23 protein-coding genes and 1 tRNA gene are annotated in these 21,886 nt (G+C 63.7%); 14 read left to right on the top strand and 10 right to left on the bottom strand.

Annotated features, from left to right (window positions below):
* Positions 1 to 65: 65 nt before the first annotated feature.
* Positions 66 to 830: a hypothetical protein gene (locus ACVJ19_RS34800; protein WP_453953577.1), complete on the bottom strand. Its 765-nt coding sequence runs from the start codon at positions 828 to 830 to the stop codon at positions 66 to 68.
* On the bottom strand, positions 817 to 1,326 hold the full coding sequence (locus ACVJ19_RS34795; protein ID WP_453953576.1) for a Panacea domain-containing protein: 510 nt from the start codon (positions 1,324 to 1,326) through the stop codon (positions 817 to 819). The genes ACVJ19_RS34800 and ACVJ19_RS34795 overlap by 14 nt, the downstream gene beginning before the upstream one ends.
* A 489-nt stretch (positions 1,327 to 1,815) precedes the next feature.
* Here ACVJ19_RS34795 and ACVJ19_RS34790 point away from each other — a divergent pair, with 489 nt between their 5' ends.
* Together ACVJ19_RS34790 and ACVJ19_RS34785 are read left to right on the top strand one after the other, a co-directional pair.
* Entirely contained in the window at positions 1,816 to 2,535 is a 720-nt protein-coding gene (locus tag ACVJ19_RS34790) for a hypothetical protein (protein ID WP_453953575.1), read from the top strand.
* A gap of 540 nt (positions 2,536 to 3,075) precedes the next feature.
* Positions 3,076 to 3,852, top strand: a complete 777-nt coding sequence (locus ACVJ19_RS34785; RefSeq protein WP_453953573.1) for a hypothetical protein — start codon at positions 3,076 to 3,078, stop codon at positions 3,850 to 3,852.
* Between the two features lie 242 nt (positions 3,853 to 4,094).
* On the opposite strand, the gene ACVJ19_RS34780 is transcribed toward ACVJ19_RS34785, so the two are convergent.
* A complete protein-coding gene (locus ACVJ19_RS34780) occupies positions 4,095 to 4,388 on the bottom strand; it encodes a hypothetical protein (RefSeq protein WP_453953571.1) in 294 nt (97 codons plus the stop codon).
* A gap of 536 nt (positions 4,389 to 4,924) precedes the next feature.
* Here ACVJ19_RS34780 and ACVJ19_RS34775 point away from each other — a divergent pair.
* Both ACVJ19_RS34775 and ACVJ19_RS34770 read left to right on the top strand, forming a co-directional pair.
* On the top strand, positions 4,925 to 5,278 hold the full coding sequence (locus tag ACVJ19_RS34775) for a hypothetical protein (RefSeq protein ID WP_453953569.1): 354 nt from the start codon (positions 4,925 to 4,927) through the stop codon (positions 5,276 to 5,278).
* Complete coding sequence (locus ACVJ19_RS34770) at positions 5,275 to 5,529, top strand: hypothetical protein (protein WP_453953567.1); 255 nt, start codon at positions 5,275 to 5,277, stop codon at positions 5,527 to 5,529. The genes ACVJ19_RS34775 and ACVJ19_RS34770 overlap by 4 nt, the downstream gene beginning before the upstream one ends.
* 384 nt (positions 5,530 to 5,913) lie before the next feature.
* Here the strand turns inward: ACVJ19_RS34770 and ACVJ19_RS34765 are convergent, their stop codons facing one another.
* Complete coding sequence (locus ACVJ19_RS34765; protein WP_453953565.1) at positions 5,914 to 6,399, bottom strand: hypothetical protein; 486 nt, start codon at positions 6,397 to 6,399, stop codon at positions 5,914 to 5,916.
* A gap of 326 nt (positions 6,400 to 6,725) precedes the next feature.
* Between ACVJ19_RS34765 and ACVJ19_RS34760 the strand changes: the two genes are divergently transcribed.
* Both ACVJ19_RS34760 and ACVJ19_RS34755 read left to right on the top strand, forming a co-directional pair.
* Complete coding sequence (locus ACVJ19_RS34760; protein WP_453953563.1) at positions 6,726 to 7,211, top strand: hypothetical protein; 486 nt, start codon at positions 6,726 to 6,728, stop codon at positions 7,209 to 7,211.
* 56 nt (positions 7,212 to 7,267) lie between these two features.
* Complete coding sequence (locus tag ACVJ19_RS34755; RefSeq protein WP_453953561.1) at positions 7,268 to 7,747, top strand: hypothetical protein; 480 nt, start codon at positions 7,268 to 7,270, stop codon at positions 7,745 to 7,747.
* A 192-nt stretch (positions 7,748 to 7,939) separates the two neighbouring features.
* Here ACVJ19_RS34755 and ACVJ19_RS34750 read toward each other — a convergent pair.
* Positions 7,940 to 8,025: transfer RNA gene (locus tag ACVJ19_RS34750), tRNA-Tyr, on the bottom strand.
* A 207-nt stretch (positions 8,026 to 8,232) separates the two neighbouring features.
* On the opposite strand from ACVJ19_RS34750, the gene rlmB reads away from it, so the two are divergent.
* A complete protein-coding gene (gene rlmB, locus ACVJ19_RS34745) occupies positions 8,233 to 9,060 on the top strand; it encodes a 23S rRNA (guanosine(2251)-2'-O)-methyltransferase RlmB (protein ID WP_453953560.1) in 828 nt (275 codons plus the stop codon).
* Positions 9,061 to 9,308: 248 nt separating this feature from the next.
* On the opposite strand, the gene ACVJ19_RS34740 is transcribed toward rlmB, so the two are convergent.
* Positions 9,309 to 10,340, bottom strand: a complete 1,032-nt coding sequence (locus ACVJ19_RS34740; protein WP_453953559.1) for an LLM class flavin-dependent oxidoreductase — start codon at positions 10,338 to 10,340, stop codon at positions 9,309 to 9,311.
* Between the two features lie 135 nt (positions 10,341 to 10,475).
* Positions 10,476 to 11,399 (bottom strand): LysR family transcriptional regulator, encoded by a 924-nt coding sequence (locus tag ACVJ19_RS34735; protein WP_453953558.1) that lies wholly within the window; start codon positions 11,397 to 11,399, stop codon positions 10,476 to 10,478.
* A gap of 112 nt (positions 11,400 to 11,511) precedes the next feature.
* Here ACVJ19_RS34735 and ACVJ19_RS34730 point away from each other — a divergent pair, with 112 nt between their 5' ends.
* Genes ACVJ19_RS34730 through ACVJ19_RS34720 form a run of 3 tightly spaced genes read left to right on the top strand, consistent with a single transcriptional unit; the run spans position 11,512 to position 14,631 of the window.
* Entirely contained in the window at positions 11,512 to 12,870 is a 1,359-nt protein-coding gene (locus ACVJ19_RS34730) for an MFS transporter (RefSeq protein ID WP_453953557.1), read from the top strand.
* Complete coding sequence (locus tag ACVJ19_RS34725; RefSeq protein ID WP_453953556.1) at positions 12,867 to 13,370, top strand: GAF domain-containing protein; 504 nt, start codon at positions 12,867 to 12,869, stop codon at positions 13,368 to 13,370. Before ACVJ19_RS34730 ends, ACVJ19_RS34725 begins: the two co-directional genes overlap by 4 nt.
* 13 nt (positions 13,371 to 13,383) lie before the next feature.
* Positions 13,384 to 14,631: an amidohydrolase family protein gene (locus ACVJ19_RS34720; RefSeq protein WP_453953554.1), complete on the top strand. Its 1,248-nt coding sequence runs from the start codon at positions 13,384 to 13,386 to the stop codon at positions 14,629 to 14,631.
* A gap of 6 nt (positions 14,632 to 14,637) precedes the next feature.
* On the opposite strand, the gene ACVJ19_RS34715 is transcribed toward ACVJ19_RS34720, so the two are convergent.
* Positions 14,638 to 16,695 carry an ATP-dependent helicase gene (locus ACVJ19_RS34715; protein ID WP_453953552.1) on the bottom strand — a complete coding sequence of 686 codons (2,058 nt, stop codon included), beginning with the start codon at positions 16,693 to 16,695 and terminating at the stop codon, positions 14,638 to 14,640.
* Positions 16,696 to 16,823: 128 nt separating this feature from the next.
* On the opposite strand from ACVJ19_RS34715, the gene ACVJ19_RS34710 reads away from it, so the two are divergent.
* Positions 16,824 to 17,414: a TMEM175 family protein gene (locus tag ACVJ19_RS34710; protein ID WP_453953550.1), complete on the top strand. Its 591-nt coding sequence runs from the start codon at positions 16,824 to 16,826 to the stop codon at positions 17,412 to 17,414.
* Between the two features lie 9 nt (positions 17,415 to 17,423).
* Here ACVJ19_RS34710 and ACVJ19_RS34705 read toward each other — a convergent pair whose 3' ends face one another.
* The gene (locus ACVJ19_RS34705) at positions 17,424 to 17,804 is read right to left on the bottom strand and encodes a YciI family protein (RefSeq protein ID WP_453953549.1); all 381 of its coding nucleotides are present in this window, start codon (positions 17,802 to 17,804) and stop codon (positions 17,424 to 17,426) included.
* Positions 17,805 to 18,005: 201 nt separating this feature from the next.
* Between ACVJ19_RS34705 and ACVJ19_RS34700 the strand changes: the two genes are divergently transcribed.
* Both ACVJ19_RS34700 and ACVJ19_RS34695 read left to right on the top strand, forming a co-directional pair.
* Positions 18,006 to 18,191 (top strand): hypothetical protein, encoded by a 186-nt coding sequence (locus ACVJ19_RS34700; RefSeq protein WP_080134380.1) that lies wholly within the window; start codon positions 18,006 to 18,008, stop codon positions 18,189 to 18,191.
* A gap of 13 nt (positions 18,192 to 18,204) precedes the next feature.
* The gene (locus tag ACVJ19_RS34695) at positions 18,205 to 18,408 is read left to right on the top strand and encodes a hypothetical protein (protein WP_453953547.1); all 204 of its coding nucleotides are present in this window, start codon (positions 18,205 to 18,207) and stop codon (positions 18,406 to 18,408) included.
* Positions 18,409 to 18,418: 10 nt separating this feature from the next.
* On the opposite strand, the gene ACVJ19_RS34690 is transcribed toward ACVJ19_RS34695, so the two are convergent.
* Positions 18,419 to 19,132: a substrate-binding periplasmic protein gene (locus ACVJ19_RS34690; RefSeq protein ID WP_453953546.1), complete on the bottom strand. Its 714-nt coding sequence runs from the start codon at positions 19,130 to 19,132 to the stop codon at positions 18,419 to 18,421.
* 332 nt (positions 19,133 to 19,464) lie between these two features.
* On the opposite strand from ACVJ19_RS34690, the gene ACVJ19_RS34685 reads away from it, so the two are divergent.
* Entirely contained in the window at positions 19,465 to 21,876 is a 2,412-nt protein-coding gene (locus tag ACVJ19_RS34685) for an ATP-binding protein (protein WP_453953545.1), read from the top strand.
* Positions 21,877 to 21,886: the final 10 nt, after the last annotated feature.

Genomic DNA, 21,886 nt, shown 5'->3' with positions numbered 1-21,886 from the left:
CCGCTGTCTGTGCACGGGCCAAAAAGCTTGCCAATTACATGAGCAGACGAAACTCGTTTGTTCGTTCAAGGCTGTTCGATATCAGTTACGGCAATTTCTAAAAGGTCGCTTACACAGTTTGCAGCTCCTCGGGCGATCAAATCGGAAATACGAGTGAATAATTTGTCAGGCATCGACACCAGCATCGTTGAAAAGGGGAGCCTGTGTGTCAGTGCCGACTGGATATGCTGATAAAGGCCGCGACATTGGCAAACTTCTCCGCACGCGGTGATGCGAGCTTCTATTTGTGTGATGGCGATCTGATATTCACCGTGGGCTATCGGCGCTTCCCGCGTCTTGTAATCTGAATAAGCCGACGGCTGGATGTTGTGGGCAGGATCCAAGAGAACGACGTTAAACACTCCTTTTTCGTCCCAAAATCCAACGATCCTTCCTAATGCTGTCGATACTGAAAACTGCCAGAATGGATATTCCTCGTCGTTATCCAGGTACTTTTTGTCGATCCAATTCAGGTCCGATCGCTTGATCGGTACGCCCCTGTGATTCCAGTCTATCTCGTGCAGTCGCCAACGGAGCTTTTCCGCCGGGGTTTCGAGCACGTCAGAAACCTTTTTGCTGCTGAGGTCCGAGATTTTTTCCAGGACCGAAACAAACCAGCTGGCGTCCTTGGCGCCGGTCCCGAACAGATCAATTTGCCTCAGATACCTAAATGAAAAGGTCCATTGTCGAACCATAGGCACCGCGCCCACGGCAACTTGCCTGCTTGCTGCAGGTACTTGGCCGACGACTGGCTTGAGAGGGGATTTCGGTCTGTTTTTATTTCTGCCCACGTTTGAGCCGCCGTGAGTAAAATTCGGCCATCACATCGTCTGAAATGGCCTCTTCACACCGCTCCTTGGGATCATAACCATCTCGAGCTTCGATCCACGGGCGCTCTCGGTGCGTCATTTCCTCAAGCTGATCATCGGTAAAGTCCGCGTAGGCTTCAAGGATCGTATCGATATGCCGCTTTGCAGCGCGAGGCAGTTGGTCGAGATCGAATTCATCTCGGACATCTCGCGGTCGAACCGGAGAATACATCGATTTCGCATCCTTAAACCGGTCGTATATCGGCCGGCACACCGGACCGTGTACCCACGCTTGGAAGGTGCTGTTGAAGAGGCGCCCCCGGCGGAAGGCCAGGTGCCATGCCTGGACGTAGTAGAGAAGCTTGTGCAACTTGAGCACATTTAGGCGCGTGTCAGCCTCATTCAGCTTTACGATTATGTAATCGCAAACATCGTGAACGTTCAGGAAACCATGCTTCTGGTGCGACGTGATGGGCAATTGAGAGCTCGCGCGACTAAATCGTAGTCACGATAACACATTGCGACTCGCTGGTCACGGACTGGAAATGGCTGCTCTGTCAGGGGGTTGCGACGTTCCTTAATCGACACCCGGAAATGGTGATTCGGTCGAGGGCCCGCCCTACAATAGGGCTGGTGGCCCGCGAGGCGGAACCGCTAGCAAAAAAGCTATTTCCTCCTTCGGCCTTTAGTCCCAGCATTCCAGGGCGCACAAGCCATCCTCAATGATGGTGGCCAGCCGCTGGCTGCGCTCGAGCGCGCCTCGACGTGGGCAAACTGACGAGCCGCCGGTCCAAAGAATGAGGAACATTGAGGGCTGGAGAGCGGGATGGTCCGGCAACACTTCGTCAACAATTGAGGCGCATGCTCAAAAGGTCGCGGGGGATTCCAGCCCAACCGTTCCTACCGTGACCGGACATGAGGCCCGCCGCGCGCAATGCCGGCGGGCTTTTTCGCAGGGAATTTGAGCATGCTGGCTGAGATTTGGGACACTCTTGGTCCATGGGTAGTTTCTGCGGCTGGAGGAGCAATTGGCGCGGCTGCACTTCTGCCAACGAAGCTGGGTGAGTCACTTTTCAAGTACCGGTTCGACAAGGCAATTGAGGGCTACAAGGCCGAGCAGGGTACCAAGCTGGAGAGGCTTCGCGAGCAGCTCAGTCATATCGGTGATCGGGGGAAGCGCTCGAACGAAATGGAGTTTACTGCCATCCGTGAGGTTTGGGAAAAGACCGTTGAGGCCTACTTGGCCACTGCAAACTGCACAACGAACTATATGGAGTTCCCGGATCTCAATCGGTTGCCAGACGAAGAGCTGGACGGATTTCTCAGTACAACGGGCTTCTCCAAGGAGCAGAACGATCAGATACGAACCGCGGCCGACCACAACGACATGTACGCCAAGATTGTAACTTGGCGAAGCATTGCTGAAGCCGGACAAAAGAACTTCGATGTGCAGCTGCTGTTACGGAAGCAGCGCATTTTTATGCCCGGCGCGATCCGCGCCGAATTCCAGTCGATATTAGACATGCTGCGAGGAGCTCAGGTCGAACGCAAGCTTCAGTTCCAGCACCCGCATATTCCTCGAAACGAATGGGGAGGCGCGGTAAGCCGTTTTTTCGAACAAGGGGATACGACGCTCGACCGGCTGACCGATGTCGCAAATCAACGTCTATTTCGAAATGAGGCCTGAAGAAGCTGGGGCGGGAAGAGGTTGGCAAAATGGGTAGAACCGTCGCCCAATTTCAGCTGCCCGGAGTCCTTCAAATCGTTGGACGGCAAGCCGGCCGATGGGGGAAGATCGCGCCCACAGTATCTGCAAACAATCGCCTCGCTTTTAATGTGCTCAGCGCAGAAGGGACAGAGTTTTGAGTCGTGAACGTTAGAGAAAATTTCCTACGGGACGGGATCTGCCGGCACCCGGCTTTTGCAGCTGTTTCTGCGCAATATAACCGATGATGGCTGGCTGTATAATCATCATTAAAAAGACAACAGCAACGCCCATGTAATCGCCTCCTCAAATAATCGCGCCGAGCATACCGGCGACAAAACTGAGGACGGCAATTGCCCAAACCGAACGGTCCATTGAAATTCCCCTAAAGAAAGCAGGGAGCGTAGCGCAACCAAGGCGAGCGGGGAAGTTAGTCTAAAGGGCTAATCGCGCCGCCGTGTGGTGGTGGTTGTCGCGATGCGCCTATGCTACCTTGCTCGGCGCATCATGTTGGGGGAAGCCGTGTCAAAAGAGACGAATTGCCCAGTCATCTTACTGTCGTCTGGCCAGAAACTCACGCTGCTCAAAGTCATGCTCTACGACGAAGAGGGCGTTCAAGAGGTGGCTAAACTTCGGGCTCAGGCGACCAAGAGTCTCGGCGGCGGATCGCTTGGCGTAGGTGTTCTGGGTGTGCCTAGCTGGACACTACTGGGAGAGGCCGCGGCCCTCTCGATAGTGAGCGGACTGCTTTCTGGCGCGTCTCAGAAACAGGCAGCGGAAATACTGCGTGTCGCGCAAGCAAAGTCCGAGGCCGTCGCTAATAGCGGAACCTTCTTCGAGTTTCCGCAGCTCAAAAACATTCATAGTCCCCATCCGAGCGTTTGGTACGTGGATGCCTTTAGACGACGGCACGTCCACAATGGTGATGAATTTGTGAATGTTGAAACCGACGCGGGCACAATGAGTATTCGATGGGCGCAAGTGGCTGCATACTTTTCACCGCAGCGGCTGCCCCACGAAGTCGTAGAACCGACTTCCCTTCGCGAGCAAATGCCCGAGCGCGGGCACGCGAACTTGGTCCCATGGGGTAAGGCCACCGTGCCTTCAACACCATCGGTTCAAGACTCTGAAGGCTTCCCGGTCGGCACAACCATCTACGATGCCAGCGGTGTGCGACTTGCCGTTCTTCCAGACCATTCTGTCTTGGTGGCTGACGCTGATCGTTCATATCCATCGGTCGAAGCGTATCGCAACGAAATGAAGGATCGTAGTCGCTGGGACGTAATAACCAGATACTAGAACCGTTTTCGCTGATCTGGGATGGTGGGGCCTGCAGTCGCGGATCAACGACAAACGCGCCGAATAAACCTTCGTATACCCCGAGTCTCCGCCTGACCTATGTTAACCGTGATGCGGGTCCTTGGTACGACACCTCGTCCGCGAGCCTCGCGCCATCCACCTGCGCAGCCCCTGTCGCGTGCACCGGCAGGGGCTGTCGAATTGGAAGTTCCAGAGTCGTAAAATTAGCCGCAAAGCTCACTTCACTGCTTCTCTGCTGCGGGGGCATTGACGCCGCTGGGCGGTTCAGCCGGAGATGCGGGCGGTGGAGTTTCCGGTGCGGCTGGCGCCGCAGCAACGCAGTCGCCCGCCCAAAGCTTGGTCCCCTTCACCGTTCCCACGAGCTTGCAACCCGTCGGGGCCGCTGGCTGTTTTTGCGGCTTGGCCGCGCGGGCTTTGGGCGGCGCGGTCAGCTTGGGCGCCGCAGTTTGAGCGAAGGCGGATGCAGAAAAGCTAAGGATGATCGCGGCGAGAATCAGGGGCGTCTTCATGGTCATTTGCCTTTCGCCTTCAGCCCGATCTCGACCAGCCGACGGATGGCCTCGGAGCGTGACGGCGTGTCGGCCTGATCTGCCGCCCACCGGTCGACGTCGGCGGTCAGCTCCGGCGGCAGCCTCACGGCGCTGACAGGGTGAACCCCGCCCTTCTTCCGCGGCCGTCCACGCTTTGATTTTATGTTTACGGAAATTGACTTCGGCATATTTTCAGTTTACAAAAAATAGCAAGCCGGGGCAAGGCGGGCACCTCGCCGCCGGCTCTAACCCACAACAACATGGAGTGACCCATGAGGCAGCAGGCTGAGACCGAGACTAGCATATCCACGCCCGCCGTTCCGACGCGCCGGCACTTCTTCACACAAGCCGTTGGCGCGGCCGCTGGTGGCACCGTTCTGGCACTGGCGGCAATTCCGCCAGCGGTAGCGGTGGCCGCACCAGCTGGGTCGGCGCCGGCCCTGGATGCCACAAGGATAAGCCCGGAGCTCCGGGACCTAGTCCATGCCCTGCAGGGCGCCGACGACGCTTTGACGCCGGCCATGGCTGCCTTCGATGCAGAATACGAGCTTTATCGGGAGTGGCTGGAGCAGAATCCCGAGCCGCCCGGCAAGAGTCGGCGAGCGATGCGCAACTGGGATCGCCGGCAAGAGAAATACATGGAAGCAAGCAACTTCCTCTCCGCGCAAGCTGCCCAGGTGGACGCCGTCCGGGCCCATGAGGCCGCTCGCAAGGCGATTGCCGAGTACCGAGCGCGCGACATGAACGAATTGGTATACATGGCGTGCCTCGTCTGCGTCTTCGAAGACGGCAAGCACGGCCGTTCTAGGGTCTTCATGGCGCAAGGTGTGGCTTACGATCTGGCGCGGTTCGGCACTGGCGGAGGCATCTCATGAGCCACCTCGATACATTTGGTGTGCAGGAGGTCTTCTGCGAGGCACTGGCGCGCGTAGAGCGCATCGGGCCCAACCGGCGGCTGGTGTTCGTTATCACCGTGCCCAACAGCGACGGAGGTAAAGAGCAGGTTGCGGTGGTCAAACTCGCACTATCGGCTGATGCTGCATTCCAGGCCGCCCAAGCAATCCTCAATGATGGTGGCCAGCCGCTGGCTGCACTCGAGAACGTCCCGACGGTCTGGGCAAACTGACGAGCCGCCAGTCCAAAGAATGACCGCCCGTCAGCTTCGGCTGGCGGGCTTTTTCTTGGCCCTGAATTTGGCCCCAAACTGTTCGGTAGCAGCAGTTACTGGGAGGGGCGAGGGGGTATCGCTGAGAGGGGAAACCGCAACTAAAACATACTGTGCGGTATGCGTTGGTGCGCACCCTTGCGTATTACAAAACCGCTGCTCTACCGCTGAGCTAAGCCGGCGACGCTTGAAAGCGGGGCCGGGCCCGGCATGTACCGGGGCTGTCCGCCCGTGCGCCGCAATACCAGACTTGATTGGAAAGTGCCAGAACCCGAAGGCTGCGCCTCGCCGGAATGAAACAGGCGGCCCGTTGGGCCGCCTGAAGCACTTCGCCAGACTGGGGATCTATTGGCAGATGTGCCGGAGGCCGTCCGCGCCCTTGTACCAGGTGCCGGGCCGGCAAACGATGCCGTTGCGGGCCGCGTAGGTATCCCAGTTGCCATACCAGCCCATTTCGCCGCGGCCACCGTTATACCCACCGGAAGTGTCATAGGCGTAGGAATTGTCCCAGCCGCGGAACGGTGCTGAGGCAACGGCCGCTGCGGTGCCGACGGCGGCGCCTGCAACCGCGCCCGCAGTAGCTGCGGGCCAGAAGCCGCTATCTTGCCTGTTCACGTTGTTGCGGTTCGGGTCGCGATTGGCTGTCCGCCTATATTGTCGCTGTTGGCGGCTGGTGGCGTACGGGCTGCCGGCGCCCGTGTTTAGGCAATTGGCGCTGGGGAACATGGATTCGCAAGCGGCCGGATTGGTGATGGAGGCCTGACCCATTGCAGGGCTCGCCAGTGCGGACGCCGCGATCACGGCGGCGCCGATCATTTTGAGACTCGTCATGGCATTTACCCCATGTGCTGAGAGCAACACTAAACGCCACGCTAAGTGCGATCGTCGGCGAGTCGTTCCGCGATTTCATGCGAGCGACGTCACTTCGATGTGATCGCGCAGGGGATGTGCAGTATGTGCCATGCATCCCCGGCTGGCTCGCGCGAGGCCGTGCATCGCGGCTCCCGCACAGTGTTAATGCTTCGCTAGCTCGCTTCGCGGCATTCGAGCAGCATGCGATCCTTACGCGTTAGGCTTACCGGAATTTGGTGAGCAGGCCTTAACCCTCTCCCTGGTGCGATCGGATAGGTTGTGTTCCGGACAACCGGGGCCTTCTCATGCGCGCTGTGGCGCTCGCTGCCTTTCTGATCGGACTGCCCGCGACAGCATTGGCCGGCGGCGGTTTCGACATTGTCGTGCCCGGCCGTCCCGGCGTGCCCATCATCATCAACAACATCGATGCGTCCTACACCGTTGTCGAAGGTGTCTGGGGCCTGGGCAAGAACGTCCAGGTGCAGCCAACGATTTATGGCGGACGCTATATCGCCGAACGGCAGCCGTCCGACGTCGGTCATTATTATCCGACGCTCGGCTTGCGGCCCGGCTACGGCCGGCTCGAGGTCGAGCCGCCCGCGAACCGCAAATTGCCCAAGCCCGCCGAGAGCTACCACCAGAGCTGGGGAGCGCAATCGGCGCCGCTGCCGCCGCAGATGGACGTGCCCGTCGATCCGCCGCCGGTGATCTATGCACCCGAGATCAACGACCGTCCCCGGCGCCCCCTGCCACGGCCGCACGTCGAAATCCCCGGCAAGCCGCCGGGTTAAGAAGCGTCAAGAATCCAAGACAAAATCCAACAAACGGATACCAACAGGAGAGAGTAATGCGTCAGATGATTTCGGGACTGGTCGCGGCGGCTGCCGTGATGTTTGTCGGGGCTGCGCCTGCCGCGGCCTGCGGCTTCGCCACGTGCGCCCCCGTTGCGCCGGTCTATACCGGCTGCAACACCGGCTGCGGCGGCTATGGTTATGGATACGGCTATGGCGCCTTTGAGCGTCTCGCCGAGCCGACCACGCAGTACTATTACGTCAACCAGGGCCCGACCTACACCGGCCCCGGCGCCTTCGCGCCGTATCCGACCTATCGTGAGGACGCGGTCGTCGCTCCCGCCAATTACGGCTACGGCTATGGCTATCGCGCCGCCCCCTATCACCGCCCGTACTACCGTCCGTATCGCTACGGCTACGGCCCGCGCTACGGCTATCTGCCGCGCACGCACTACGGCTACGGTCCGCGCTATGGCTACGCCCACCGTCACGCGCCGTATTACGGCGGTCACCGCGTGCTGCGCCGCTATTACTGATCGCCTGATCGGTTGAATCAACGAAGCGCCCGTTCGCATGATGCGGACGGGCGTTTTGTTTTGTTGGTGTGAACTGTTCTGTATCGGCGATCGCCGATCGACAGCCCGCCCACGCCTGCCGGCTACGCTAACTTCGCGCCATGATGTTCTGAGGTGGCCTGCCAAGCCGAAGCTCGCGAAGCGAGCGAAGGCTGGTGGGGGAGGCAGGACTCGAACCTGCGAAGCCATGAGGCGGCTGATTTACAGTCAGCTCCCTTTGCCACTCGGGACACTCCCCCGCTCGACGGCAGCACAATCGGGCCGGACCTTACCGGCGGACCGAAGACGGCCATGGAACGTGAAGGCCGCGACAGCCCGGATCGGGGCGCGACCGGGCGCGTTTATGGGCGAAGCGGTGGGGCAAAGTCAACCGAGGCGAACAGCTAAAATCGTCCCTGAAGGCACCGAAATTGCCATATTCCGGCACCCGTGACACAAGCGAGCCCATGAAGGACAAAAAATTCGCCCCGAGGGGCTCCCGCGGCGGGGCTAAGCCCTTCAACAGGCCCGGAAAATCGGCCGGCCGCCCGGCCTGGCGCGACCGCGATTCGCACGGCGAGGGACCCGTCATCCTTTATGGCTGGCACACCGTCACCATGGCGCTGGCCAATCCGGAGCGGCGGATCCGCAAGCTGACGCTGACCGAGAACGCCGCCCGGCGGCTCGCGGAGGAAAACATCGCAACCCGTGTCGCGCCCGAGATCGTCCGGCCCCAGGAGATCGATCGCCTGCTGTCGCCCGACGCCGTGCATCAGGGCCTGCTCGCCGAAGCCGATCCTCTGCCTTCGCCTGACATCGAAACCCTGAAGCAGGAAGGCATGGTGTTGGTGCTTGACCAGATCACCGACCCGCACAATGTGGGCGCCATCCTGCGTTCGGCCGCGGCGTTTGCGGTGAAGGCGATCGTCACCACCGCGCGTCACAGCCCGGAAGCCACCGGCGTGCTCGCGAAAGCTGCCTCCGGCGCGCTCGAGCTGGTGCCTGTTGTGACCGTTCAGAACCTCGCCCGCGCGCTGACCGCGCTCAACGAGCACGGCTTCCAGACCGTCGGTCTCGATAGCGAGGGCACCGAGAACCTTTCGGACGTCGCGCTGCGCGAGCCGCTTGCGCTGGTTCTCGGCGCCGAGGGCAAGGGCCTCAGGCAATTGACCCGCGAGACCTGCAGCGTCGTGGCGCGGCTCGACATGCCCGGCGAGATCAAGAGCCTCAACGTCTCGAACGCCGCCGTGCTCTCGCTCTATGTCGGTGCAAGCCGGCTTGGGCTGATGAAGTAGGCGTCTGACCTCGCACGCTACCCGAGGGGTATCGCAAGACTTTCGGCAACGCCTCACCGCACGCCTCGTCCTTCGAGACGACCGCTTCGCGGTCTCCTCAGGATGAGGCTAAGCAGCATTGGCGCCCGTTGAAATTGCTGTCGTGCACTCCGCCCTCATCCTGAGGGCCCGCCGCAGGCGGGCGTCTCGAAGGATGGGCCGCGGGCGAGCTGTCCCGCCACGCTTCTCAGATGCGATAGCCCTCCGCGCTACTCCATCATCTCCCGCACCAGCGGCACCACTTTGCGCCCATAGAGCTCGATGCTCTTCATCAGCTTCTCGTGCGCCAGGGGGCCCGCCGAATATTTCAGCTGGAACCGTGAAATCCCGAGCGCCTTTGCGGTCTTGGCGATCTTGCGCGCCACTGTTTCCGGTGAGCCGACATAGAGCGAGCCGTGCTCGGCCTCGTTGACGAATTCGTCGCGGCCCATCGGCGGCCAGCCGCGCTCCTTGCCGATGCGATCGCGCATGGCCTTGTAATCGGGCCACAGCTCCTCGCGCGCCTGTTCATCCGTCTCGGCGACATAGCCGGGCGAGTGCACGCCGATCAGCTGCACCGGGCGGCCGAATTCCTTGAACGCGCGGTGATAGAGATCGACGTAAGGCGCAAAGCGCGCGGGATCGCCGCCGATGATCGCGAGCATCAAAGGCAGGTCGTAATGCGCGGCGCGCACGACCGATTGCGGGCTGCCGCCGACGCCGATCCAGGTCTTAAGCCGGCCGTTCTCGACCGGGGGATAGACGAGCTGGTCCTTCAGCGCGGGACGCAGCTTGCCCTGCCAGGTCACCGGCTGCTGCGACAAGAGTGCGGCGAACAGATCGAGCTTCTCCTCGAACAGCTCTTCGTACTTGCGCAAGTCAAAGCCGAATAGTGGAAAGGATTCGGTGAACGAGCCGCGGCCGAGGATCACCTCGGCGCGTCCGTTCGAGAGCGCGTCCAGCGTCGCAAAGCGCTGGAACAGGCGGATCGGGTCATCCGAGCTCAGCACCGTCACGGCCGAGCCGAGATGGATGCGCTTCGTGCGCGATGCGATTGCGGCCAGCACGGTTTCTGGCGAGGAGATCGCGAAGTCAGCGCGGTGATGCTCGCCGAGGCCGATGAAGTCGAGGCCGAGTTCGTCGGCCAGCACGGCCTCCTCGACGACGTTGCGGATCACCTGCGCATGGGGAAGCATGGTGCCGCTGGCGTCCTTCGTCACGTCGCCAAAAGTGTCCAGTCCGAATTGAAGCGGTGCATTCATCGATCAGGTCTCTGTGGGGGCAAGTGGCGCCTGCCACTTGGGAGGGATGGTTTTGCGGTGGAGCTAAGTCGCGACCACCGGTTCAACAAGGCTGCTCTGGGAAAGGCTGGGTTTCCGGTTTTTCACCGCGCCGGCTCAATCGGACCTTGCGAACATCTCGACCACGGTCTCGCGCAGCCAGCGCTGCGCCGGCACGGTGTCGTTACGCTGGTGCCAGAACAGGCTGACGATCCGCGGCGGCGCCTTGAGCGGAAGCGGCATCGCATGGAGGAACGGCGCATGCCTTGATTGCGAGCGCAGGTCGCTCGGCAGCACGGCGATCAGGTCGGATTGGCGCACGACCTCGTAGGCGGCGCTGTAATGATTGACGGTCGCGACCAGATTGCGCGACAGCCCGCGCGAGGCCAGGAAGAGGTCGTAGGACGGCATGGTCTTGCCGGCGAGGCTCACGTCGACATGTCCCGCGTTGAGGAAAGTGCGCGTGCTCAGCCGTTTCTGGGCGGCGAGCGGATGGCCGCGCCGCATGAAGCAGGCGTAGTCGACCGTCCACAGCGAGCGCGAGCGAATGGCGGCCGGCTGTTGCGCCTCGTTGACATAGACGCTGAGCACGCAGTCCACTCTGTTGTCCTCGAGCTGGTCGGCGATCTCGACGACGGTGTTGGGCACGGTGTGGACGCGCGACTTCGGCGCAACCTTGCCGAGATGGCCGAGCAGGTTCGGCATCACCAGCGAGGAGACGTAGTCCGACATCGACAGGCTGAATTCGGTCTGTGCACGCGCAGGATCGAACACCTCATCGTCGAGCGCGCCGCGGACGCTTTCCAGGGCCTCGCCGATCGGCTCCCACAGCACCACGGCGCGCTGGGTCGGGCGGATGCCGGTGCCGGCTCGCACGAAAAGGGGATCACCGAGCGCATCGCGTAGCCGCGCGAGCGCGTTGCTGACGGCGGGCTGGGTCATCCGCAACGCATTTGCGGCGCGCGTGACGCTGCCCTCGGTCATCAGCGCCTCGAAGACTTTCAGGAGGTTGAGGTCGAGCGCGCGGAACGACACGAACATTCACCATGGTGATATATCAGATCATGATTATAAATTATGACGATAATGTCACTTTGTCTATGGTTCCCTCCCGAGCGGCGCGCCGGGCCCGTGACATCAGAGGGGGACTTTCATGTCGATGATATCGGCGCGCATCGAGCGCCTTCCGTTCGCACGCTTCCACACGCATCTGCTGCTGATGGGCGGGCTCGGCTACATGTTCGACGCGATGGACGCGGCGGTGCTGGCCTTCATCCTGCCGGTGCTGCGCACGGCGTGGAATCTGTCGAGCGTGCAGATCGGCGTGCTCGGCAGCAGCACCTATATCGGCTTCCTGTTCGGCGCGCTGCTGGCGGGCACGCTGGGCGACCTGATCGGGCGCCGTGCGGTGATGATGTCGGCGCTGGCGCTGTATTGCGCAGCATCGATCGTGAGCGCGATGCTCGACGCATGGCCGTCCTTCTTCGCCGCCCGGGTCGTGGCCGGCATGGGCACCGGCGCGGAGAGCGCGATCATCGCGCCTTATCTCGCGGAGTTCGTGGCGCGGCGTTACCGCGGCAGCTTCACCGGGGCGCTGGCCGGCTTCTTCTCCTTCGGCTTCGTTGCCGCGGCCTTGCTCGGCTACTTCATCGTTCCCACCTCCGACAACGGCTGGCGCATCGTGCTGGTGATCACCGCAGTGCCTGTGGTCATGCTGCTGTGGTGGCGCAAATCGCTGCCGGAATCGCCGCGCTGGCTCGAAAGCCGGGGCAGGGGCAAGGAGGCCGAAGCCTTGCTCGACAGGATCGAGGCGGGCTTTGCGCGCGAGGGCCATGTCCTGCCGCAGCCGGTCGTCGAGGCCACGGCGTCGGCGGGGACAGGCGGCACGCTGCTCGCCAATTTCGCGGCGCTGCTCGCTGGCCGGCAGGCGCGCATCACCATCATGACCTGGATCATGTGGCTGGCGATCACCTTCAGCTATTACTCCTTCTTCGTCTGGATCCCCGGCCTGCTGGTCCAGAACGGCATGAGCATCACCAAGAGCTTCGCCTATTCGATCGCGATCTATTGCGCGCAGATTCCCGGCTATTTCAGCGCCGCGTATTTCAACGAGCGCATCGGCCGGCAGGCGACGATCGCGACCTACATGCTGCTCGGCGGCGCCAGCGCGCTCGGGCTCGCCTTCGCGCAGAGCGACCAGCAGATCATGGCGGCGGGAATCTTCCTGTCGCTGTTCATGAACGGCACCTATGCAGGCGTCTATGCCTATACCGCCGAGGTGTTTCCGACCCCGGTCAGGACCACGGGCGCCGGGCTTGCCTCCGCGATCGGCCGTATCGGCGCGATCGTCTCGCCCATTCTTGTCGGCTATCTCTATCCGAACTTCGGCTTTGCCGGCGTGTTCGGCGTCACCACCACCGTGCTGCTGCTCGGGGCCGTCACCGTCGTGTTGATGGGCGTGCCGACCCGCGGTCGTTCGCTGGAGGAGATTGCGGCGGGTGAGGTGGCATGACGCGGGCGAAACTGAAGGCCGATCCGCTCCTCTGCGCCGTCGCGGCGGCGCAGAGCAGGGTGGATCAGCCGGATGCGCTGTTTGCGGCGCTGGACGAAGCCATCAAGTCGGCGATCGGGCACAAGCTGTTCACGATTCTGACCTATGACGGCACCAGCGGTGAAGCGGCGCGGATCTATTCGAATCTCCCCGGCCCGTACCCGGCCGGCGGACGCAAGCGCCTCGCGCCCGGACCGTGGACCGAGGCCGTGCTCGATCGCGGCGAGGCCTATATCGGCCGCACGCAGGACGATCTGCGCACCGTCTTCTCCGATCACGAGCTGATCGCTTCGCTCGGCTGCGAGAGCGTGCTCAACATGCCCGTGCGCTGGCGCGGGCGCACGCTCGGCTCGCTGAATCTGCTTCACGAGGCGGGCTGGTACGGCGAAGATGATGTCGCCGCGTGCCTTCCCTTTGCCCAGCTCACTTTGCCGGCGCTGCTCGCGCCGGCTGATCTCTGACAGGACTGTCGCGATGCCCAGCATCCTCTTCCAGAACGCCGCTCTGCTTGACCCGCTCCAGCCGGACTTGCTGGAGGGACAGCACGTGCTGGTCGAAGACAACCTGATCAAGGAGGTCTCCGACCGACCGATCCGGGCTACCGCCGATCGCACCATCGATCTCGAGGGCAAGACGCTGATGCCTGGCCTGATCGACCTGCACGTGCATGCCATCGCCGTCGAGCTCAACCTGGCGCAGCAGGTACACATGCCGAACGTGCTGGTGACGCTGCGCTCGACGCTGCTCCTGCGTGGCATGCTGCGGCGGGGCTTTACTACGGTCCGCGATGCCGGCGGCGCCGGCCACGCGCTGAAGCAGGCGATCGAGACGGGTCTCACCGATGGCCCGCGGCTGTTCGTCTCCGGCCGCGCGCTCAGCCAGACCGGCGGCCACGGCGACATGCGGGCGCGTTCCGATTACCTCGCCAGCGACGCACCATGTCCCTGCTGCGTGCGGGTCGGCGCGCTCGCGCGCGTTGCCGACGGTGTCGACGGCGTGCGCAAGGCGGTGCGCGAGGAGCTACAGATGGGTGCCGACCAGATCAAGATCATGGCGTCCGGCGGCGTGGCCTCGCCGACCGATCCGGTCGGCGCCTTCGGCTACTCCGAGGACGAGATCCGCGCCATCGTCGAGGAGGCGCGCGGGCGCCAGACCTATGTGCTCGCCCACGCCTATACCGCTGCGGCGATCGAGCGCGCGGTTCGCTGCGGCGTGCGCACCATCGAGCACGGCAATCTGGTCGATGCGCCGACCGCGCGGCTGATGGCCGAGAAGGGCGCCTATGTGGTGCCGACGCTCGTCACCTACGAGGCGCTGGCCAACGAGGGTGCCCAGTATGGCCTGCCGCCGGAGAGCGTCGCCAAGATCGCCGACGTCCGCGACGCCGGCCTGCGCTCGCTCGCGATCTATCGCGACGCCGGCGTGAAGATGGGGTTCGGCAGCGACCTGCTCGGGCCGTCGCAGCGCCTGCAGAGCGACGAATTCCGCATCCGTGCCGAGATCCTCGGCCCGCGCGCCGTCATCGCCAGCGCGACAGTGATCAGCGCCGAGGTGCTCGGCATGGAGGGCAAGCTCGGCCGGATCGCACCCGAAGCCATCGCGGACCTCTTGGTGGTCGACGGCAATCCGCTGCGCGATGTCGCCTGCCTGCTCGGCCAGGGCGAGCACATCCCGCTGGTAATGAAGGCGGGGAAGGTCCAGTTCGACAGGCTGAACGCCTAGCTGGCGTTATCGCCACATCCCGCGCATCTTCGCCCCGATGTCGATCTTCGGCCCTTGCGCCGCGGTGCGCGCCGCGCCCGCTGCGGCCTTCGGCCAGGCGGTGCGCTCGAACAGATAGACGAGGGATTCCGGGATGAAGCGGGTGCGCGAGGCGTAGACGTGGCGGTCGCCCTTGGCGGCCTGGCCGTGGACGAAGAAACGCTGCGGCACGACGAGATGGAGATCGTCCTTGGCGCGGGTCATCGCGACATAGAGCAGGCGGCGTTCCTCCTCCAGCTCGGCGCTGGTGCCGGCGCCGAGATCGGACGGCATGCAGCCGTCGACGACGTTGAGCACGAACACCGATTTCCACTCCTGGCCCTTCGCGGAATGGACGGTGGAGAGGATCAGATAATCCTCATCGCGCAAGGGGGGACCGGATTTGTCGCTGGTCGCATCCGGCGGATCGAGCGTGAGCTCGGTCAAAAATTTCTCGCGCGAGGAATAGCCGCTGGCGATCTGCTCGAGCTGCATCAGGTCGGCGCGGCGCGTCTCGGAATCCTCGTGGATGCGGTCGAGATGCGGCTCGTACCAGAGCCGGACGCGTTCGAGATCGGCCGGCCATTCCGAATAGCGCAGGTTTTCGATCGTGCGGACGAAATCGGTCCAGTCGGCACCCGTGCGCGCCGGCACCGGGAGCTGGCCGAGTGCGTGCAGCGGATCGGTGCTCTCCGCCATCTGGTCGAGCACGCGCTGTGCGGTGGCGGGGCCGATGCCCGGCAGCAGATGCAGGATGCGGAAGCCGGCGACGCGGTCGCGCGGATTTTCGGCGAAGCGCAGCAGCGCCAGCACGTCCTTGACATGCGCGGCATCGAGAAATTTCAGCCCGCCGAATTTCACGAACGGGATGTTGCGGCGGGTCAGCTCGATCTCGAGCGGTCCCGAATGCGAGGACGTCCGGAATAGCACCGCCTGGTGCTTGAGCAGCGCGCCTTGCTCGCGATTGGCCAGCACCGCTTCGACGATGTAGCGGGCCTGGTCGGCCTCGTCATGCACGGTGACGAGCTGCGGCTTCTGTCCGGAGGTGCGGTCGGTCCAGAGGTTCTTGGTAAAGCGCTCACGCGCGAGGCCGATGACGCCGTTGGCTGCCGCCAGCACGGCTTGCGTTGAGCGGTAATTGCGGTCGAGCGTGATCATTTCCGCGCGGGGCGAGAAGCTCTGCGGAAAGTCCAGGATGTTGCGCACGGTGGCGGCACGGAACGAATAGATCGACTGCGCGTCGTCGCCGACCACGGTGAGGCCGCGGCCGTCGGGCTTCAGCGCCAGCAGGATCGAGGATTGCAGGCGGTTGGTGTCCTGGTATTCGTCGACCAGCACGTGATCGAAGCGGCCGCCGATCTCTTCGGCGATCAGCGCATCGCTCATCATCTGCGACCAGTACAGCAGGAGGTCGTCGTAATCGAGCACGTGCTGGGCCTGCTTGGCCTCGACGTAAGCTGCGAACAGGCCCTTCAGCTCGGCCGCCCAGCCCGCGCACCAGGGATAGTGCACCCCCAGCACCTTCTCGATCTCCATCTCGGCGTTGACGCAGCGAGAATAGATCGACAGGCAGGTGCCCTTGGCCGGAAAGCGGCTCTCGGTCTTCGACAGGCCGCGCTCGTGCCGGACCAGGTTCATCAGGTCGGCGGAATCCTCGCGATCGTGGATGGTGAAGGCGGGATCGACGCCAATCCGCTCGGCATATTCGCGCAGGAGGCGCGCGCCGATGCCGTGGAAGGTGCCGGCCCAGGTCAGCGCGTCGCGCATGATCGCGGCGTTGTTCTCCCCCAGGACTTTCCGGGCGATGCGCTCGACCCGGCCGGCCATCTCGGCCGCGGCGCGGCGCGAAAACGTCATGAGCAGGATGCGGCGCGGGTCGCTGCCGGCGACGATCAGGTGCGCGACGCGGTGGGCCAGCGTGTTGGTCTTGCCGGAGCCGGCGCCGGCAATCACGAGCAGGGGGCTTCCCACGGTCGCGCCATCGGCCACGCCATGCTCGACGGCGCGGCGCTGCTCCGCATTGAGCGTGTCCAGATATGTTGCCACGAATCGCCCCGGTGAAAGGCCGAGAGTCGGCGATCCCGGCGCGAATCGCAATGCGGCTGGACGGAACCGGAATTAGGATTTAGGGGGAAGACGGCCCAAGGTTCCAGCCCGAGAAGAGCACGCCCGGCATGACCGAGCTCAAGCCCGACCAGTTCGAGATGCGACGGCTGGAATCGCTCAGCAACACCATTTTCGGCGTCGCCATGACGCTTCTGGCCTACGACCTGCCCAAGGCCGCAGTCTTCACCAGCGCCCCCAGCTGGAGCGATCTCGCCCATGTCTATTCCGGCAAGCTCGCCGGCCTCGCGCTCAGCTTCATCATCGCCGGCGTGTTCTGGATCAGCCATCACCGGCGGCTGGCGCGCCAGCCGGTCGGCGGCCGCGGCGTGGTGATCCTCAACCTGTTCTTCCTGCTCTCGATCGTGCTGCTGCCGGTGACCAACGGCCTCTACACCAATTTCGCCATGAGCAGCGCCGTCGCCGTGCTCTATGGCCTGCATCTGACCGCGATCGCCGCGCTCAATGCCTGGCTGTGGTGGACGATCCTGGGCGGCTGGCGCCACGAGATCATGGCCTCGCTGTTTCCGCTGCTCGTGTTCATCCCGGGCACGATCGTTGCGGCATTCGCGCCGCATGTCGCGCCCTTCGTGTGGTTCGTCGCCTTCGGCGGGCTCCTGATCCAGCGCTTCTATGTCGCGCAAACCGGGCCGGACGCGTAGCCTGGTGCCTCAGCCTCGTGTCGTGCCGAACCCATCGGACGGCACGTAAAGCTTGACCGGGCGGATTTCGTAGACCGCGGTCGGGTTGACCTCGCGCAGCTTTCGCGCCGCCGCGATCGCGTCCTCATCCGTGTCGTATTCGACGAGGTGGAAGCCCAGAAGCTGCTCCTTGGTCTCGGCAAACGGGCCGTCCAGCACCATGCCGGCGCCGGGGCCGCGCAAGGTGCGGGCTTTCTTTGTGTCATCCAGGCGGGCGGCTGGCCCGAAATGTCCGCTTGCCCGGAGGGGCGCCTGAACCTCGATGACTTTGGCGACGACTGCGGCGTCCTGCTCCGGCGTCCAGGACAGGATTTCGTCTTCCACGTGATAGGCCAGGATGGCGTAGAGCATCGTCACCTCTTGTTTGTTTGCACAGGTCCGAAGGACGTATCACCGTGGCCCGCCCCGACAATCCCCTGGCAAAAAAATATTGCGTCGCCGCGTGCGCGACGAAACCTTCCTGAAACCCGATTGGGGTCCCGTGGCGTGAACGCCGCCTGAAGCCGATGCGACTGATGACCACCAAGAAGGCTGAGGAATTCGGAGGCGGCAATGTCGGGTCAGACCATCAAGATCATCTGCGACGCGCGGCGGGCGGGCCAGTCGGAGCCGGCTGATCTGCACGACCAGAGCGGTCACCACCGCTATTACGGCAGCTCGGCCGAGAATGGCGGCGAGCGCATTGTCGAGAGCCGCCGCGGCAAGCGCCCGCGCGCCCTCAATGTCTGCGGCTTCTGACGCCGGCCGGCAGATGAGTGCCCTGCAAATCTCGATCGCCGCAGTGCCATTCCTGCTCTCGCTGGCGAGCCGGACCGGTAGCGTGATCGCGCCATGCCTGGTCACGAGCATATTCACCGTGCTGCTTGGCGAAGAGCCTCACCGGGCGGTCGTGGCCTGGTGCGTCGGCGTGCTCATCGCCGCCGTCGCCTTTCGTGAACGGCTTCGCGCGACCTGAGCCGGCACCGTTACGGTGCGCTCAGGACCTGCTTGACGAGTCTCTCACGCAGCGTTGCCAGTTCGCCGCTCGCCTCCATCTGCGCGATCACCTTGCCGACCTCAGGCACCAGAGCGCGATGGCGTTCGTGCAAATAGTGGTAGATGTGGATGCGCTCGAGCGGTGGCGAGAGCGGGTAGATCCTGGCCTGCAGGTTGAGCTTCCGCACGGCGACGAGCCCGCTGAAGAGGTCGGTGACGATCACGTCGAAACGATCGGCGTCGAGCATCTTGACCATGCTCTCCAGGCTGGTCGTGGCCGTGACGCGGGCCATGCCGCGCGTACCGGCCTCCGATGAACCGACGCCGCGGACGATGCCGATGCTGTAGTCTCGAATTGAATCCCAACCGGCGACGTCGAAATGGAGCTTCGTCGTGAACACCGCGGGCTCGATGTAGTTGATCGCCGGCGTGACCTGGACCAGCGTCGGATAGTCGCGGGAGAGCGTCCCGATCCGCTGGATCTCGCCGTCCACCTCGCCGGCGCTCGATAGTGCGAGCGCCCGCTTGCCGGGAACGTCCTCGAATTCGAGCTTGATATTCAGCTTGGCGTAGACGGCCCGCAGCATCTCGCCGCCGACATATTGATCGGGGATGTCGGCGATGCGCGCCAATCGGATCAGGTCCTGCGCCTGCGATGGAGCGGCTGCGAGCAAAGCCAGCCAGGCGACGGCAATCCGCCACATCACGCTTCTCCCTGGTCGAACCTTGCTACCGCAGGATTCGGAGGCCCGCGCGATCTACCGGGGGGCGCGCCCCGCGCGCCGGCCACAACGATCAACGCTCGCCTGCGAGGTGAGGCGCCTCCGGACTTTCACCGATGTCATTCTAGCACGCGAGGTGGTAGCTTGCGCGAGGATCCTGCTGCTGGGCGCAACATATGACCCCGCCGACCTCAAGCCGCCCATGGGCCGACAGGATCACCACGCGCCTTGCGTGAAGAGAATCTCAACTGTCGAATTGCTCGCGGTCGCCACTGGCCGGCGGAGCAGGTGCCGCCATTCCCGGGACATGGTGCATGGGCAACTCACGCGATGAGGATTCCAAGCGCAGCCGCGCCGTTGCCCCGGCGGCCGCGAAGCCGGATTTGAGCGGGATCGGCGCTGCACTCGCGCCGGCGATGATCGGAACATTGCTGTCGCGGATCTTCAACTGGTTACGCGGTGGCGTCGGGCCGCGCCTGCTGGCCGCCGTGCTGCTGTTCTCCTCGATCGTCACGCTGGTGCTGACCGCGCTTCAGCTCTATCTCGACTACAACCGCGAGGTCGGCGTCATCGAGACCCGGCTCGGCGAGATCGGCCGCAGCACCACCGGCAGCCTAGGCGAGAGCCTGTGGAATCTCGACCAGAACCAGCTCAGGCTCCTGCTCGACGGTATCCTGCGGCTGCCCGACATCCGCGCCGCCGAGGTGCGCGAGATCGCCGATCGTCCCAATCCGATCCGTGTCGCGGTCGGCGAGCCGAACACCCGTTCGATCGTGACGCGCGACTATCCTTTGACCACCACCGTGCAGGGGGCGGTGCGCACGATCGGCGTGCTTCACGTCGAGGCGACGCTGAGCGAGGTCTATCAGCAATTGCTGAACCGTGCCCTGGTCATTCTGGCGAGCCAGGCGGCGAAGACGTTTCTCGTCTCGCTGTTCATCATCTACATGTTCCATCTGCTGGTGACGCGGCATCTGGTCGCCATCGCCGACTTCGTCAGCAAATACAGCCTGGCGCGGCCGCCGCCGCCTTTGCACCTGGAGCGCCGGCCGCCCCACGATCCCGACGAGCTGGACAAGGTGATCGTCGCCTTCAACGCCATGTGTGCCAATCTCGGGCGCGCTTATGACGAGCTGCGCAAGGCCAACGCCAATCTCGAGCGTGACCTGAAGATCCGCCGCAGCGCCGAAGAAGATGCGCGCGCGAGCGAGCAACGCTTCCGCGACTATGCCGAGACCGCGTCCGATTGGTTCTGGGAAACCGGACCGGATCATCGGTTCACCTACATATCGGAGCGCGCCGGCGCCTTCGGCATGGACCACAAGGCGCTGATCGGCAAGCGTCGCACCGATGCCGCTTTCGACCACGACGCCGAGCCGGAGAAATGGCGCGTGCACATGGCGACGCTGGACCATCACGAGCCGTTCCGGAAGTTCGAGTATCGCGGTCACGATGCGAACGGACGCATGCACCATTTCAGCGTCAATGGCCAGCCGGTGTTCGCGTCCGACGGACGCTTCATGGGCTATCGCGGCTCCGCCACCGACCTCACCGCGCAGCACGAGACCGAGGAGCGGCTGCGCCAATCCCAGAAGATGGATGCGATTGGCCAGCTCACCGGCGGCGTCGCGCATGACTTCAACAACGTGCTCACCGTCATCACCGGCACGATCGAGATCATCCAGGAGGGGCTCGCGGACAAGCCCCAGCTGGCCGCCATCGCGCAGCTCATCGACGATGCGGCCGCGCGCGGCGCCGAGATCACCTCGCAGCTCCTGACCTTCGCGCGCCGCCAGCCGATGGAGCCGCGCGAAATCGACGTCAATGCCCTCGTGCTGGAGACCGCGAAGCTGCTGAAGCCGATCCTGGGCGAGCATGTCGAGATCGTGACCCGGCTTGCGGGCGACGCCTGGTCGGCGATGGCGGATCCGTCGCAGCTCTCGTCCGCGATCGTCAATCTCGCCGTCAACGCGCGTGACGCGATGCCGGGCGGGGGCAGGCTCACGCTCGAGACTGCGAACCGGGAGCTCGACGGCACGGAAGGTGCCGGCGAGGGCGACGTCACGCGCGGCGCCTTCGTGATGGTCGCAGTCAGCGACACCGGCCACGGCATTCCGGCCGACATCCGTGAGCGCGTGTTCGAGCCGTTCTTCACCACCAAGGGCGTCGGCCGCGGCACCGGCCTCGGGCTCAGCATGGTCTACGGCTTCGCCCGCCAGACCGGCGGCACCGTCGCGATCGAGAGCGAGGAGGGGCGCGGCACGGTGGTGCGCTTGTTCCTGCCGCGATCGCAGGACGAGGCGCCGGCCCGAACGGCGCCGGTTCAGGCGCTCGCCGCAGCGCGCGGGCATGAGACGATCCTCGTGGTCGAGGACGATCCGCTGGTGCAGGGCTATGTCATCGCCCAGCTCGGCAGCCTCGGCTACCGCACGCTCGCTGCCGGCGACGGCGCATCCGCGCTCGCGCTGGTCGACCAGGGCGCCAAATTCGATCTTCTGTTCACGGACATCATCATGCCCGGCGGCATGAACGGGCGAGAATTGGCCGAAGCCGTCCGGCTCCGCCGGCCGGGGGTGAAAGTGCTCTACACCTCCGGCTATACCGACGACACCATCGTCCATGAAGGGCATCTCGATCCCGGCGTGGCGCTGCTTCAGAAGCCATACCGCAAGTCGGAGCTGTCGCAGAAGCTTCGCGAGGTCCTTGCGGGCGAGCCGTCTGCCTGAGCCGCGCCGA

It is taken from the genome of Bradyrhizobium sp. USDA 376 (assembly GCF_054063675.1).
The sequence above is the reverse complement of the archived record's forward strand: the minus strand, read 5'-3'. Positions and strand labels throughout refer to the sequence as shown.

Excerpts from the sequence above, each read along its gene's own strand:
- ACVJ19_RS34790 (WP_453953575.1), top strand. The coding sequence starts at position 1,816 with ATGCTGGCTGAGATTTGGGACACTCTTGGTCCATGGGTAGTTTCTGCG.
- ACVJ19_RS34780 (WP_453953571.1), bottom strand. The coding sequence starts at position 4,388 with ATGACCATGAAGACGCCCCTGATTCTCGCCGCGATCATCCTTAGCTTT.
- ACVJ19_RS34775 (WP_453953569.1), top strand. The coding sequence starts at position 4,925 with ATGGCTGCCTTCGATGCAGAATACGAGCTTTATCGGGAGTGGCTGGAG.
- ACVJ19_RS34770 (WP_453953567.1), top strand. The coding sequence starts at position 5,275 with ATGAGCCACCTCGATACATTTGGTGTGCAGGAGGTCTTCTGCGAGGCA.
- ACVJ19_RS34765 (WP_453953565.1), bottom strand. The coding sequence starts at position 6,399 with ATGACGAGTCTCAAAATGATCGGCGCCGCCGTGATCGCGGCGTCCGCA.
- ACVJ19_RS34760 (WP_453953563.1), top strand. The coding sequence starts at position 6,726 with ATGCGCGCTGTGGCGCTCGCTGCCTTTCTGATCGGACTGCCCGCGACA.
- ACVJ19_RS34755 (WP_453953561.1), top strand. The coding sequence starts at position 7,268 with ATGCGTCAGATGATTTCGGGACTGGTCGCGGCGGCTGCCGTGATGTTT.
- rlmB (WP_453953560.1), top strand. The coding sequence starts at position 8,233 with ATGAAGGACAAAAAATTCGCCCCGAGGGGCTCCCGCGGCGGGGCTAAG.
- ACVJ19_RS34740 (WP_453953559.1), bottom strand. The coding sequence starts at position 10,340 with ATGAATGCACCGCTTCAATTCGGACTGGACACTTTTGGCGACGTGACG.
- ACVJ19_RS34735 (WP_453953558.1), bottom strand. The coding sequence starts at position 11,399 with ATGTTCGTGTCGTTCCGCGCGCTCGACCTCAACCTCCTGAAAGTCTTC.
- ACVJ19_RS34730 (WP_453953557.1), top strand. The coding sequence starts at position 11,512 with ATGTCGATGATATCGGCGCGCATCGAGCGCCTTCCGTTCGCACGCTTC.
- ACVJ19_RS34725 (WP_453953556.1), top strand. The coding sequence starts at position 12,867 with ATGACGCGGGCGAAACTGAAGGCCGATCCGCTCCTCTGCGCCGTCGCG.
- ACVJ19_RS34720 (WP_453953554.1), top strand. The coding sequence starts at position 13,384 with ATGCCCAGCATCCTCTTCCAGAACGCCGCTCTGCTTGACCCGCTCCAG.
- ACVJ19_RS34710 (WP_453953550.1), top strand. The coding sequence starts at position 16,824 with ATGACCGAGCTCAAGCCCGACCAGTTCGAGATGCGACGGCTGGAATCG.
- ACVJ19_RS34705 (WP_453953549.1), bottom strand. The coding sequence starts at position 17,804 with ATGCTCTACGCCATCCTGGCCTATCACGTGGAAGACGAAATCCTGTCC.
- ACVJ19_RS34700 (WP_080134380.1), top strand. The coding sequence starts at position 18,006 with ATGTCGGGTCAGACCATCAAGATCATCTGCGACGCGCGGCGGGCGGGC.
- ACVJ19_RS34695 (WP_453953547.1), top strand. The coding sequence starts at position 18,205 with ATGAGTGCCCTGCAAATCTCGATCGCCGCAGTGCCATTCCTGCTCTCG.
- ACVJ19_RS34690 (WP_453953546.1), bottom strand. The coding sequence starts at position 19,132 with ATGTGGCGGATTGCCGTCGCCTGGCTGGCTTTGCTCGCAGCCGCTCCA.
- ACVJ19_RS34685 (WP_453953545.1), top strand. The coding sequence starts at position 19,465 with ATGGGCAACTCACGCGATGAGGATTCCAAGCGCAGCCGCGCCGTTGCC.